The organism is Flavobacterium gelidilacus DSM 15343 (assembly GCF_000422685.1).
Lineage (GTDB): Bacteria > Bacteroidota > Bacteroidia > Flavobacteriales > Flavobacteriaceae > Flavobacterium > Flavobacterium gelidilacus.
Genome location: NZ_AUGN01000011.1, coordinates 122,117 through 137,689, shown reverse-complemented (window position 1 = coordinate 137,689; position 15,573 = coordinate 122,117). Strand labels below are relative to the sequence as shown.

Genomic DNA, 15,573 nt, shown 5'->3' with positions numbered 1-15,573 from the left:
AATTATTTTAATAACCATTTTTTGAATCTAAACCTTCTACAATTGCTTTTGCTGAAGATGTCCCAATACGTTTCACTCCTAATTTTATCATCTCAATTGCTTCTTCATAATTTCTAACTCCACCAGCAGCTTTTACCGGCAAAGGAAATGAGTTTTCAAGCATTATTTTGATGGCATGGATTGTTGCTCCGTTTGGCAGATTGTTTTGCGTTTGAAAAAATCCCGTAGAAGATTTTACAAAAACATTATCGTATTGATTTTCTTTGAAGTTTGAAATCACCGTATTTTTTATAAGCGTACATAATCCAATAATTTGTGAATCGTTTAAAGCAGCAACTTCAATAATCCACTTTACATTTTTATTGTTTTGCAAACCTAAGGCTGTGCATTTTGCAACTTGTTCTTTTACTAAGTCAATTTTACCTTTTTTGTAAGCTTCATAATTCACTACAAAATCTAAATCATCAGCACCATTATCAATTGCTTTTTGAGCTTCTTTGAGTTTGTACTCTAATGCATTTTGACCTAAAGGAAAATCAATAACCGTTCCGATGGTTACTTTTGAATTTGCTTCATAAATCATTTTTTTTGCCATAGAAACAATTTCGGGACGAATCATAATTAGTTTGAAATTATAATCTATTGCCTCTTGAATACTCTTTTTGTTAATTTCAATGGTTTCAGTTTCTGAAACCGAAGCTTGTTGTGCAGTTTTTAAATAGGTAGAGTCGAGAAATTGCTTAATATTCATGGTTGAAATTCTAATTGGCTATAAAAATAAAAAAATCCCTTTTAAAAAAGGGACTTTATAATCATTATTTACCAATCTTAAACGAGATAGGTATAGTGTAAATAACTTTTACATCTTTTTTACCTTGTTTAGCAGGAATAATCTTTGGTAATTTTTTTACTGCATTTTCTACAGCTATTCTCATGTCATTTGTTGCTCTGTTATTTTCTGCAGATTTTATTGAAGTAAAATTACCATTTTCATCTACAACAAACTGAACAAAAACAGTACCTTCTTTTTTATTATTTAAATCTCTTTCAGGATATTTCAGGTGTTTGAAAATCTCTTTTTTCAACTGTGCATCAAAACAAGATTTTTGATCTGCTTTAGAAACATTTTCACAACTTGGAAATCTTGGCAAAAACTCTACAACAACAAAGGCTTTTTCTTCTTTATTACCAACTCCTGAGTTTTCGTCTATTGGTTCTTCGTTTTTACCAACATCAGTTGAAACAGATGTATTTGAATCTTGATGAGAAGCATCTTTAATTACATCATCGTTAACATCATCTTTTGTTTTTACAAATTGATTGATAACTTTTGGCGGAGCAACAGGTTTTATAATTGTTTTTACGACAGTTTTTTTAACTGTCTCTACAGCCTTTGCTTCTTTTGCTGGACTATATATAAAAGGTTTTTCAAAATCTATTATTCTTTCTTTTTTAAGAGCAAAATTATTCTCTATTGTTTCAAAATTATATTCTAAAACAAATAACACGGATACCATCACAGCAATTAATCCTAATTGAAAATAAATAAAGCTGTTTTTAGATTTGTCTATCATTTTAACATTTGGTTTCATAATAATTTGTTTTAAAAGTTAATTACATAACAATAATCAAATTATGTGCCAAAAAAAATCCCAATCTAACAAGATTGGGATTAAATTAAAAATATATAAATTTTATCTATTTTCTAATTTAAATAAAATAGGTTGTGCATAACTTACACCAACTGCTTTACCTCTTTGTTTACCTGGAGTAAACTTTGGTAACTTTTTGATAATTCTTTCAGCTTCAGCCTCTAATAATTCACTATCTTTTTTACCTGTTCCTTTTAATCTAAGGTTAGTAACATTACCTGATTTATCAATTACGAACAAAACAGTAATACGACCTTGAACACTATTTTCTTTTGCTCTTGAAGGGTATTCAAAATATTTTTTAATATGCTTGTTCATTTGCTCCATAAAACATTCTTTTTGCTGACTTCTAGGCACTTTCTCACAACCTGGAAACAAAGGAACATCTTCTAAAACTGCAAAAGGCACATCAACATCTATATCCTCTACAGTACCAGTAACTTCACCAACATTTGATGCTTTTACGACAACAACTTCTTGTTTTTCGTTTGTTTCTGTAGTTTCAATTTTTTTATCTTCAATAACCACTTTGTCATCAACAATTTGAATTACTTCTGGTGCTGGTGGTGGTGGTGGTGGTGCTTTTTGCACTTGCATTGTTAATGGAATAATTTCATCATCGATAAAATTATCTACCATTTTTGGTTTTTCAACTATAATAACTGGATCTGGAGTTTTAACTTCTATAGCGATATATGTTAAAATAGTAATGGCTGCCAATCCAATTTGGAAATACAACAAACTATTTCGTTTCGCGTCAACGTTAGGATTCTTTTTAGGTTGCATGGTTATTTAATTTAGAGTACGAATATAAATAATAATTTAAACTTTTTAAACTTTAGTAGAAGAAAACTTTTCTAGGATGAAATAATTTAACAAAGCGGCACAAATTATACCTGTTAAATTTGCAATTGCATCATAAATATCACCACTTCTACTTACAGTAAAATACTTCTGAATAACTTCAATAATTATGCCATAAAAAAAAGATAAAGCAATAACTATCAAATATTTAAACCTCATATTTCTTTTAACACTTCTTAATAAAAGAAATGTTAACATAAAATAAAATGAGAAATGAACTAACTTATCAGTATTTTGAATGGTTGTAATTGTATTTTTTTCAAAACTAACTAGACTAAGAATTGTTATCATTACAATCCAAATTAAGGTTAGCCAAATATAATACTTACGCTCCAACTAATACTTTGTATGCATTACTATCTAATAATTGGTCTAATTGAGAAGCATCAGATATCTTAATCTTCACCATCCAACCGTCTCCATAAGGATCACTATTTACTTTTTCTGGTTCACTTTCTAGAGAATCATTAAATTCTATAATTTCACCTGAAACTGGTAAAAACAAGTCAGAAACCGTTTTAACAGCTTCAACTGTACCAAACACTTCATCTTTATCTAAAGTTTGATCTAAAGTTTCAACTTCAACATAAACGATATCACCTAATTCTTTTTGTGCAAATTCTGTAATACCAACTGTTACTACATCACCATCAACACTAACCCATTCGTGGTCTTTTGTGTATTTTAAATTTTCTGGAAAGTTCATTTGTTTTAAATTTTAAGCAAAATTAAATTTTTATAAGTAATAATGTCAATTTTTTTTAATTAATTTCCAAAATTATATCTCAAAGTAAATCCTGCTCTAACTGTTGTGAGTGGAAATGCTGTAGAAATAACTGCTTTTGAAAACTGGTGATCATAATAAAATATGGCTGTAAAGTTTCTAGAGAATGAATAATCCGCAGTGAATTTAATTGACATTAAGTTTTGTCCACCTGATAATTGATTGTTATCATAATCTAAATACCTTACTATTGTTTCATTTCTTCTGATAGAGAAATCGGCCTTTAAGTTTACATCACTTTTAATTACTCCTGTTGGTGTATCGGCTAAAGTTGAACTTATTGTAACATCTTTTATTCTATATCCAACCCCAAAAGTATATTCATTTCCTTTTACTTCAGTTAAAAGGTTATTATCAAAACTCATATTTAAAGTCCTGTCTTTTTTCATTTCAGCCAAGAACTTTAAAGAACCTTTAGTTTCAAAATCAAAACGAACTAAAGGATTAAATTGTTCCGCTAAATTTACATTTGAAATAATTCTTTTAGCATAAATATTTCCATTTTGGTCATTTACTTCTGGATTCAAATTAGATCTAAATTGGTTAATACCATAACTAGCTCTATAACCATGTTGAATTGAGAAACGTTTGAATTTATCCTTAAAGAACTTATAATTCATTAAACCAGTATACTTTACATTCCAATTTGGCAATGGTATTGATTTAAAATCATTAGTTGAAACCTTACTAGCACTTTGACCAGAATAAGCGGCCAAGAAAGAAGGTAATAATACTTGTTGACTATTTTTACCAAATCCTGTTGGATAACCTTCAGCATCATAACTCGGAATTCCGCCTGCTCCATAGTACGCTTCTGCTAAACGTGTTGCAACAACTAAACGGTTGTCTCTAAAGTCTTGAAAAGCTTGAGAAAAAACATCTGTACTTTCACTAAAAGCTGTTTTTATTAAAATAGTTGAAATGTTGTAATTACCAAAGTCATAAGGTGATCTTGGATTATATGTTCCATCAGCTGAAACATCATATTGTTCAGAGAAATTTTCTGCTAAAGTTCTATCAGCGTTTAAATCTATTTTAAAGTCTTTGAATACTTCCATTTGAGCGGTAAGATTCAATTGTTTGTTTTTTACTTGCGTAAAGTTTTGATTGAAATCAGGAAAATTAGTCAAATATCCATTTTTTGCTGCTTCATATCTAATATCTGATTGGCTTCCTAAAACAAATCCAACCGTTGGTCTAGTTGTTCCAAAGAATCCAACTCCAGGTAAAAATCCTGGTAAAACTGTTCCGTTATTTTCAGTATAGTTAACTTGAATGTTTTTTACACTTGTTAAAACCCCAATTAACCCTTTAACAAAGATATTTTGATCATTTGACGCACCAACTTTAGGTTTAGCTACAATTTTTTCACCTGGTTTTGGTGGTGCGGCAGCTTTAGTTTTAGGTGCTTTTTTAACTCCAATTCCAAGCATTTTATAGAAAGAAGCCATGTCAAAAGTTGTATTTAACTTATGAGAATTAGCATTTTGAATTGTATTACCTAATTGATAAATATCTCCTGCCTGAGTTTCGATACTTGCAAAAGCACTAGATGAACGTGTCCAGTTATAATCAGAAGTATATGAATAATTTGATTTAACAAATCCTAAAAATGGTAGTTTATTAATTGGTAATTCATAATTAACTACTAATTGTTGATTGTGTTGATTTGGTGTTCCAGGATTCCAAAAATCATCCCAAATTGAGAATGAATCAATTGGTGCATTATTAGAATCTAAATAATTTTTTACAATGTTATTTGAGTTAGCATTATAAACAAATGAAAGCGATTTTGTCAATTTGTAATTAAACCCGTAGTTGTAATTAAAGAAGAAGTTTCTTCTATACAAAGGGTCTAATTCAATTCCTTGTACATCAACCTGTCTAAATTGTTGCTTATTGTATTGTCTTAAAATGTTTGAACTAAATGCAATACTTGTTGGTAAGAAATTAAAGTTAAAATCTTGTAATGCTTTATAATAATTTCCCTTAGAAAACACTTTTGATTTCTTGAAAGGTTCAATTGCTGAAGGTTTAAATGCATAAGCATAATCAACCGTTGTTTTAACTTGCTTATCGGTTAAACTTTCAATTTCAAAATCATGATGTTGAGTTTCATTATAAGAATAAGAAAGTGTTAAGTTTTCAGGATCATATATGCGTTGTTTTTGATCTGGAGCTCTATCTTTTCTTACACCAATAAAGTTAATACTCTGTCTTTTGGTATAATCAATTGCTCTTTCTTCAATATTATCTCTTTCCGCTTTATCTGGAGTTATATCAAGTAATTGTTGCAATTCAATATCTTGATAAAATGGATCGTATTTTGGTGTGATTTTTTCTTCACCAACCGCATAATTAAATGGCAAATTAATCCCCCATTTGTTAGGCAATAATTTTCCTAAATTGAAATTGGTTACTAAATCATATTGTTTTACATCTTCTCTACTTCTTTCATTTGGACCTTGTTCTAGAGAACCAAAACCAATTGTGCTTAATCTACCTGTAGCAGAAACAGTTGCAAAGTCTGCCATATTTGTATCTAAATTTGCTACAGCAGCATATCCACCTTTATTGTCCATTTCAGACATACGCAATTCATTGAACCAAACTTCACCTCTAATTGGTTGCGAACCATTTTTATTTTTAACACCAATCATTAAGGTTCTTACTAAACCAAAATTAGGATTTCCTTTTATACCTAAAGTTAATTTACTATCAGAAGAACCAATTGCTTCTTCTTCTACATATCCTATTCCGTTGACGTCATAAATAATTGTAGGATCATTTGACAAAGCCAATATTTTTAACTTGGTTAATAATGATAATGGAATATTAATCTCATTATCTGACAACCATACATCTTCTGCAGACCTTGCACTTTGAGAAGACACTTTTAGAGGCATCTCAACTTGATAGAAATTTTGTGTAAAGTCATTTCCAAAACGGATAAACGCTACCATTTCATCATCCTGTAAAGGAGTAGATTCTGGATTTGGCAAAGCTTCAGCGTGTAAAAACATACGCATTTTCTTAAACTGACGCATATCCACATTTACATTTTTGAAAACTGCTCTTGAATCATTTGGTTGTAATCCGTCAACATAATTACCCGAATTAGGATCATAAACTCTTAAGGAAAGAGATTGTTCGTTTTGATTAATGATAGTGTTATTGTTGTACAATTGCTCTCTTTCAACACCTGGAGGAGCCACATAAGGAATAGGTGAACGATTTGCATTTTCTTGTATGTTAATAGCAACAACGTCAAATCCTGTATTATCATCCGTTGGATCAGGATCTGTTTCATCTAAAGTATTTGTATATCTTCTCCATTCGCCTCTTACTAGGTCTAGAGCTCCAAAACGCAAAGTCACATCATCGTTAAATCCAGTTAAGAACATTCTCATAAATCGAATAGAGCGAAAATCTGAAATTGAACCCACAGCATTTGCAGCAGCAGCTTCTAAAATAGGAATTTTATACTGAATCCATCTTGATTTTGCTTGCGTTCCGTCAGGTAATTCGATGTTATCAACTAAACGAGTATCAACTACATAATTTTGTCCTACTTGAGGATTAGAATTAATATCTATTTCAAATTTATAATACGCATTTATGGTATTCATGGTATTATCTCTATTAATATCTTCTACATCAGGAAAAGTTGTGCTTCCTCTATTTGTATCTGTTACATTAACAGGTGAATTACCTTGTGTTCCATTGTAATTTTTATATCTTTCTAAAACACTACCAGTCGCATTTAAATAAAATTGATAATTATCTGCAGCTGGGTCAGGATTTCCTGCAAAAGCTGAAAACTGTGCCGCTTCTTCAGCATCTGATAATCCGTTTAGACCTACATCTTGTACTTGTCTATTACCATCATTTGTATCAAAAGCATAAATTAAAGATTGTGAGGCTGGAGTTTTTCCCCAAGCTGAAGCATTTGTTGCGGTTACTACACCGGCTTCTGGCAATCCGTTTTCATATAATTTTCTTCCGTCTTTTAGAACATCTTCTGATATTTCTCCTAAATTGAATACCAGTTTTCCTTCATTAGTACCTGAATTATCAATTACACCTTGCTCATTATAATATGGATCTAATATCCAAAACTGAATATATTCTACATTCGATTGCTCAAAGTTTGTAGAATTTATGCTTCTCATAATTCCACCCCAATTGTCTTGCTCTGTTCCTCCTGGAAAAGTATTACTTGTAGCCGTAGGATTAAAATTATAAGGACCACGTTCTTTTGGAAAATAGGTTAAATCTAAAGTAGAAACAACTTGTGTTTGACCTTGAGCAATATCAGTTTGAGGATATAATTCTCGACTAAAAATCCTTCTAGTTCTGTTTGTTGATAAATCTTGATTTGAAATTCCTGCTGGTGCTTGTGTATAAAAAACAGGATCAATAGAATACCAAGACATTTTTGCTCTTTTGTATCCATAGGCTAAATCACCTTCGGTTAATTCTCCTCCAAAATCTATTGGTGTACTGGCTAAACTCCAAGCAGAAGCAGAACGCATATCTATTGTTGTTTGTGATCCTTCAAAATCATCTATATATACAGTAGATTCACCATTAAAATTTGAGGTTTTTGAAGCTCCAGGTTTTAAATAGGCTATTTCACCTCTAAAGGATAAATTAGAAGGTACATCTGTATCAATATTTGGTAATTTATTTGCCAATCTTGTTAAGAAAGGCACTTCTGTAGAGAAATTACCGTTTAATCCAAAAATTGTATTATTTACCGAATCTTGATTGTAATCTGTTTTTTGTGTGAAAGGTCTTTCAGACATGTGTAAGATTGTACCTCCAAGTAAGAAGTTTTCATTGAATTTATGCTCTACATTCATTCCCCAAAAACGTCTAGTTTGTTGACCAAAAACAGCGTTGTTTTCTAATGATACTTGAATAGGTGTATTTGAAGCTAGCAAAGAAGTATCTGTAATATAAACTCTTCCTAATTGATAGTTTACTGTGTAATCTATTCCTTCCACAAGAACTCTTCCACCAGCTGTAACTACTACAGAACCTTGAGGCACATTGAATGCTCCAATTGGAATTCCATCTCCAGAAGTTGATTTATATCTACCTCTTAATTGAAATTTATTTTTTTCGCTTTCTTGCAAAGCAGCCGCTTGTGTTTGCTTATATAAATTTCTAAAAACGTATTTATCTTGGTTTTCATTATAAGTCAAATCAACATCATAATCTTCCGTACCTACTTTTAATTTATCAAAAAGTAATTTTCCAAAAGGTTCCACATTGGTGAAAATAATTCTACCATATTGAGCGTCTATTGTTATTCCCGGAATAAAATCGAAGAAACCATCACCTCCTTGTTGAGGGTCATTTGTGTAATTTAATTTATCTAAATTAAGAACTTTTATTAAAGGAGTTTCAGCTACACCAGCAGGCAAAGCTGTTGTACCTACTTGAGTTATATAATTTAAAGGAGAAGGATCTGTATATAAGATGTTGAATTTAAAATCTTCACTTTCTAATTGATAACCACCTGGAATTTGATAAATATTTTTCATCATCAAGTCCCATACTGGTTTATTTACATTCACTAAAGTTCCTTTTAACATTTTTAAAATCAAACTTTGCGTTGAAGGAGTTGCAACACCTGAAGTATTATCTACTTGAGTTGCATCAACACCGTCTGTTCCAAATTCTCCTACTTGATATACATCATCACCAATTGTATATTGATACGAAACGGCCAAAACTTCATCATTTGAAAGTCTTTGGTTTAAAGAAACATATCCTAGTTGAGGGTGAAACGTAAATTCATTAGCACTTAATTTTCTAGCATTTTCTAGTTTGACATAATCTTGTCCTTCAAGCACACCAGACACATTAAAACCAGTTCCTGCAGTAGCAATATCTCTAATTCCGTTATTTAATAAAGAACCAGGTTGTCCGATTTGATTAGGGTTAAATTTATTGTTTTTATTGTCTGTTGGGGTTTGAATAGCTACATTAAAAAAACCAGCAGGAATAGGATTTAATCCTATAATATCAGCATCTGCAATATTATTTAACTGAGCCTCTCCTAAATCTTGAAGTCCAATAATATTTCTTAAATTATTATCTTGCGTATTAACTCTGTTTTGTCTGTTTGTTATCCAAACTTCAATACGAGTAATTTGAATTCTACTATCTACATATGGGTAATTTCTTAATGCATTATCATAGTTGTTTCTAAAATATTGTGATAAGAAATAATGTCTATCATTGTCATATTCTTGAGCAAATAAACTAAAATCTTGGATAGTTGCTCCACCTTCAGCATTTACAGTTTTTGTTTGTGATTTTTGTTCAGAGAAAACTCCAGTTACAGTAGTTTTTCCAAATTGCAATTGTGCTTTAACCCCAAATAAACTTTGAGCACCACGAATAAGGGTACTATTTATTGGCAAACTAACATTACCAACTTCGATTTTCTGAATAATATCGTCTTCTGTTGGGGTATATTCTAATTTTATTAAATTTTGAAAAGCAAAAGTGGATTGTGTATCGTAGTTGACATTTACATTTAAACGTGTTCCTACTTTTCCTTGCAATCCCATACTAATTCTTTGATTGAAATCGAAAGTAAAGTTTTTTCTATTTCTAGGAGAAAGTGCTGGATTATCTTGTTTAGTGAAACGCATTCCTAAGTCCATCTCGACAGAACCTGTAGGTTTTACATCAATTGTATTTCCTCCAAAAATGGTTTCAAATAATTTTGAATTGACATAATATCTTGGCAATAAATCTCTTTTAGCTTCTTCAGAACCTTCTTTTTTTCCATCAACAGCACTCAACTTTTGTTTATAATATTCACGCATTGATTCTCTTAAAACCAATTCTTCATATTGAGCAGGAGTAAGTATTATTGGGTAATTAATATTGAATCCTTCAAAAGTATTAGAATAAATATACCTATCCGTTACAGAATCATAAGTGTAAGCTTCAAGAATACTACTAGGGTTTGATATACCTAAACTACCTTGGCTATAGCCCATTTTAGTTGAATCAATTTCAACTTCTTGTGCAAATGCAAACGGAGCAATCAGTAGTAAAAAAACTGCTGCAACAAACTTAAATAAGTTGTTCAATAAGTTATTCTTTTCCAAGTAATTATAAGTTTTTTAATGCTTGTTTAATGATGTTTTCAACAGTTGCGTTAGGATTTTCATTGATAATTTTATCAATCACTTTTTCTGCATTTTTTCTAATAAACCCTAAAACTTCCAAAGCAGATAACGCTTCTTCTTTATTTGTATTGTAATTAGATGTTGAAACTTCGTCTAAACTGTATGTTTTTAACACTTTATCTTTTAAATCTAAAATAACTCTTTGTGCCGTTTTGGCTCCGATACCTTTAATTGACTGAATTGTTGCCACATCATTTGAGGCAATTGCTTGAATAATATTTGTTGGAGAAAGAGAAGACAACATTGTTCTTGCAATGTTAGCGCCAATTCCTGAAACAGAAATCAACAATTTAAACAATTCTCTTTCTTGCTTTTCAATAAAGCCATATAAACTATGAGAATCTTCTTTTACTTGTAAAAAAGTATAGAGTTTTAAATTTTCGGAATCTGGAAGTAAAGAAAAAGTATGCAAAGAAATATTAATATGATAGCCAACACCGTTGCAATCAATAACAACTTCTGTTGGCGTTTTTTCAACTAATTTTCCTTGAATATGTGTAATCATATAAAACTATTTAACGTTTTGTTTAATTCTTCTTGATTTTTCTTCCTTTTTCTTGAGCGTCTACAACAGCAACTGCTGCCATATTGACCATTTCTTCAACACTTGCCCCTAATTGAAAAATATGAACAGGCTTATCTAAACCCATCATGATTGGACCTATTGAATCTGCTTTGTTTAATTCTTTCAGCATCTTATAAGTAATATTCGCTGCGTCTAAGTTGGGATAAATTAACGTATTTACTTTCTTATTTACTAATTTAGAAAAAGGAAATTTACTTTTCAGCAATTCAGAATTCAGAGCAAAATCAGTTTGAATTTCTCCATCTACTATTAAATCTGGATAATACTTATGTAGGTAAGCAACTGCTTCTCTAATTTTTTTAGAACTTTCATTCTGTGAAGAACCAAAATTTGAGAAAGAAACCATAGCAATAACTGGTTCCATACCAAACATTCTTACTGTTTTGGCTGTCATTAATGCAATTTTAGCTAAATCTTCTGCTGAAGGATTTACATTTATTGCTGTGTCAGATAAAAACATTGGCCCACGAGAAGTCATCATCATGTTGGTAGTGGCAATTCTTGTTACTCCTGGCCCTTTATCAATTAGCTCCATGATAGGTTTAACAACAGAAGGATAACTTCTTGAATAACCCGTAACCATTGCATCAGCTTCACCTTCGTTAACCATCATTGCAGCAAAATAATTGCGCTCGCGCATCCATTTTTCAGCATCTAAAAGCGTAATTCCTCTTCTTTTGCGCGTTTTCCAAAAGGCTTTAGCATATTTATTTCTTCTATCGTTTTCTTCCTTAGTTTTGGGATCAATGATAGTCACATCACCTTCAAAACCAATTTCCTCCATTAATTCTTGGATAATTTCTTTATTTCCAAGTAAAATCGGTATTCCAATTCCTTCTTCAAGGACAATTTGAGCTGCTTTTAACACATCTAGATGATCTGCTTCTGCAAAAATTATTCTTTTTGGATTTGTTTTCGCTCTGTTTATTAGCAGTCGAATCATTTTATTATCAGAACCTAAACGTTCTAATAATTCTTCTTCATACTTTTCCCAATCCGTAATTTCAATTTGAGCAACACCTGAATCCATAGCTGCTTTTGCAACTGCTGGAGCTACAACTGTTATCAATCTTGGATCGAAAGGTTTTGGAATAATATAATCTTTCCCAAAGTTTAATTTAGTTTCACCATAAGCAATATTTACTTGCTCTGGAACTGGTGTTTTTGCTAATTCTGCCAAAGCTTTAACAGCTGCCATTTTCATAGCTTCGTTAATTTTTGTAGCTCTAACATCTAAAGCTCCTCTAAAAATATAAGGAAAACCAAGTACATTGTTAACTTGATTAGGATGATCAGAACGACCAGTTGCCATAATTATATCTTCACGAGCATTTATTGCTACGTTATAATCAATTTCAGGAACTGGATTTGCCATTGCAAAAACAATAGGATTATCATTCATTGTCAACAACATTTCTGCTGTTAATATGTTTCCGGCAGAAAGTCCTAAAAAGACATCTGCGCCATTTAGTGCTTCAGCTAAGTTTATTCCTTTTTTACCGTAAGAATATTTTTTTTGTAATTCCGATAAATCAGCTCTGTCTTTAGACAGCACACCATCTTTATCAAACATAATAATGTTTTCTAGTTTTACACCAAGTAAAACATATAAATTGGCACATGCTAAGGCAGCAGAACCAGCACCAGAAATAACGACTTTTACTTTGCAAATTTCTTTTTCTGCCAATTCAAGTGCATTAAGTAAAGCCGCTGATGAAATAATTGCAGTACCATGTTGATCATCATGCATAACTGGGATTTTTAGTTCTTCAACTAAACGTCTTTCAATTTCAAATGATTCTGGAGCTTTAATGTCTTCCAAATTTATTCCTCCAAAAGTTGGAGCAATATTTTTTACAGTTGCTATAAACTCTTCAATGTCTTTTGTTCCGATTTCAATATCAAATACATCAATATCAGAAAATATTTTGAACAACAAGGCTTTTCCTTCCATCACTGGCTTAGATGCTTCTGGACCAATATCCCCAAGTCCTAAAACAGCTGTTCCGTTTGTAATAACTGCAACTAAATTTCCTTTAGCTGTATATTTATATACATTATTAACATCTTTAGCAATTTCTAAACAAGGTTCTGCTACTCCAGGGGAATAGGCTAATGACAAATCACGCTGTGACGCATACTTTTTTGTTGGTACAACCTGAATTTTACCAGGAGTAGGTTTTGCGTGATATAATAAGGCTTCTCTTCGTTTTGTATCTTTGTGCATATAACAGATTATATATGAACCTACAAAGGTAAAATAAGGATTGAAAGAAAAAAATTTTAATGAAGTTCTTTTAGTTAAAAAAACTTATCTCAATAATGAAAAATGTCCTTTAACAATCCTTCCATTATTTAACTCAATTGTGTACCAATAATCATCTGCTGGTAGTGTTTGTTTATTGTAAGTTCCGTCCCAACCTAAACTTAAGGGATTAATCTGGGTCAATAATTTTCCATAGCGATCAAAAATTCTAATTATGGTCTTTGCATTTAGTTTTGCATCAACACCTTTGATGTTCCAATAATCGTTGTAACTATCTCCGTTTGGGGTGAAGAATTTTGGAGCACCTAACACATTTATTTCTTTATTTTTAATTCCACAGCCTCTTTCATCTTTTACAAAAACAGTATAAATTCCGGGTAAAACATCATTAAATAAATTTGACTCTTGGTAATTAATATTATCTAAACTGTATAAATATTCTCCAATCCCAGAAGCAACTATAACTAATGTATTATTATCGGTTAAATCATAAACTTCTATGTTATCAATTTTTGCAATATTAGATTCATTAACGATAATTGTTCTTGTGTTTTCACAGTTGTTTGAATTTGCGACAGTCACTGAATAATTTCCAGCCTGATTTACTTGTAAAGTATAATCAGTTTCTCCTGGAATAATAGAATTATTTAGATTCCACTGGTAAGTAAAATTAGAAATCTGATTTGCATTGTTTAAACCAGCGTCTAAATTCACAAAGTAATTTGGCAAATTATTACAAACAAATACTTCTTGTCCATTTAATTCAATATTAGGCAACGAAAGTATCTGAAGCGAAATAACACCCGTCGTAAAACAATTTAAATCATTTGAATTAATAACTTTTACAGTAATATTCTGAGTTGAAGACGTGAAAGGATTGGGCAATGGGCTTGAAAGCAACACATTATTTTGATCGTAATACTCAACTAAAACACCTGTTTGGCTTCCTACAATTGTAGCTTGAAATAATGAAGTATCAAAATCGGCAAATTCTGTTGTTTGACTAGGATCATTTTGATTACACAAAGTTGTTAAGCTAGAAGGCACTGCAAAAAACTGAGGCTTATTATTGATAATGAATGCAATAGTTGTGTCAAACGTACATGGATTACCCGTATTACTTGTGAGCGTAACATTTATAGTTTGAGAACTTGTAATAAATGGATTTGGCAATGGACTTGACAGAGAATTATTATTTTCATCGGTATATGATAAATCAAACCCAGTAAGTCCATTTAATAAATCTACTTCTAAATTTGATGTATCAAAATTATAAATCCCATCAGGTGTTTCATCACAACCTAAAATCTGCAACGGCTGCATGCTGTTAAAAACAACCTCAATTGGTTTTATAATAAAACAAGAAGAGGTTATATGATCAATTCTGGCAAAATAAGTTCCTTGAGAAACATTTATTGTTCCTGTTATTTCATTTATATTTAAAGAAGCATCTTGGTTTGAAGCAAAATAAGAAACTGTATATCCTGTGATACTTCCTAAAAATGGAGCAGATAAAGCTAAAAAATCATATGGTTCTAGATTATCAGCACCATCATCACATAAAATAACATCCTCAAAATCATCAAAACTTTGAGTCGAAAAAGGATTCGCAATTGTAGCAGTACCAGACCAATTTAAAGTAAATGGCGAACTTCCAACAGGCCTATCAATCACTATAAAATAACTTTCACCGGCTAAAACATCTAATTGCTTTACAAAGCTATTCCCATCAGCACCTGGACCTTCAGAAATATCAGTAGAACTAGCATTCATTCCTGTATAATTGTTATGCTGATTTGCTGCTTCGGGATTTGTAGTTGAACATCTTATAGGCAATCCTAAATTATTACAATCAGAAACAGGCCCAAAAACCCAAAAATCATAATCTTCAATAATATTAGCACTGTCAGGAATTAAAGTAAATCCTAAAGTCCCAGCTTGAGCTATTGTAACTCTAAGCCATAATGAATTGTTTTCCTGACTTTCACACGACTGTGGAATAATTTCTTGAACACCTGCACCAGAGACATTGTACGAAACACTTTGGTTGTCACAAGCCTGAATATAATTTTGACAATCATTTGGAAGGTTTTGACCAAAAATTGTAAAACTTAACAACGAAAATATGAATATGTAAAATATATTTTTCATAAATTTTAATAATAGTAAGCATCAAATATAAGAAAAATCTAACACAGAATTTT

The 15,573-nt window shown here is 31.1% G+C and carries 9 protein-coding genes; all 9 read right to left on the bottom strand.

Translation table 11 applies throughout. From position 1 onward, the window contains the following. Positions 1-7: 7 nt before the first annotated feature. Positions 8-751 carry a deoxyribose-phosphate aldolase gene (gene deoC, locus G507_RS0107015; protein WP_026716838.1) on the bottom strand — a complete coding sequence of 248 codons (744 nt, stop codon included), beginning with the start codon at positions 749-751 and terminating at the stop codon, positions 8-10. Between the two features lie 64 nt (positions 752-815). Then, entirely contained in the window at positions 816-1,592 is a 777-nt protein-coding gene (locus G507_RS0107010) for an energy transducer TonB (RefSeq protein WP_026716837.1), read from the bottom strand. 102 nt (positions 1,593-1,694) lie between these two features. Further along, positions 1,695-2,438 carry an energy transducer TonB gene (locus tag G507_RS0107005; protein ID WP_026716836.1) on the bottom strand — a complete coding sequence of 248 codons (744 nt, stop codon included), beginning with the start codon at positions 2,436-2,438 and terminating at the stop codon, positions 1,695-1,697. A gap of 45 nt (positions 2,439-2,483) precedes the next feature. After that, entirely contained in the window at positions 2,484-2,807 is a 324-nt protein-coding gene (locus G507_RS0107000) for a VanZ family protein (RefSeq protein ID WP_051191514.1), read from the bottom strand. A gap of 34 nt (positions 2,808-2,841) precedes the next feature. Next, positions 2,842-3,222 carry a glycine cleavage system protein GcvH gene (gene gcvH / locus G507_RS0106995; RefSeq protein WP_026716834.1) on the bottom strand — a complete coding sequence of 127 codons (381 nt, stop codon included), beginning with the start codon at positions 3,220-3,222 and terminating at the stop codon, positions 2,842-2,844. Positions 3,223-3,281: 59 nt separating this feature from the next. Continuing rightward, a complete protein-coding gene (sov, locus tag G507_RS0106990) occupies positions 3,282-10,436 on the bottom strand; it encodes a T9SS outer membrane translocon Sov/SprA (protein ID WP_051191513.1) in 7,155 nt (2,384 codons plus the stop codon). Positions 10,437-10,440: 4 nt separating this feature from the next. Beyond that, positions 10,441-11,022 carry a Holliday junction branch migration protein RuvA gene (gene ruvA, locus G507_RS0106985; RefSeq protein ID WP_026716832.1) on the bottom strand — a complete coding sequence of 194 codons (582 nt, stop codon included), beginning with the start codon at positions 11,020-11,022 and terminating at the stop codon, positions 10,441-10,443. 22 nt (positions 11,023-11,044) lie between these two features. Further along, positions 11,045-13,330 (bottom strand): NADP-dependent malic enzyme, encoded by a 2,286-nt coding sequence (locus G507_RS0106980; protein ID WP_026716831.1) that lies wholly within the window; start codon positions 13,328-13,330, stop codon positions 11,045-11,047. 84 nt (positions 13,331-13,414) lie between these two features. After that, entirely contained in the window at positions 13,415-15,520 is a 2,106-nt protein-coding gene (locus G507_RS0106975; protein WP_084518943.1) for a T9SS type B sorting domain-containing protein, read from the bottom strand. Positions 15,521-15,573 lie beyond the last annotated feature (53 nt).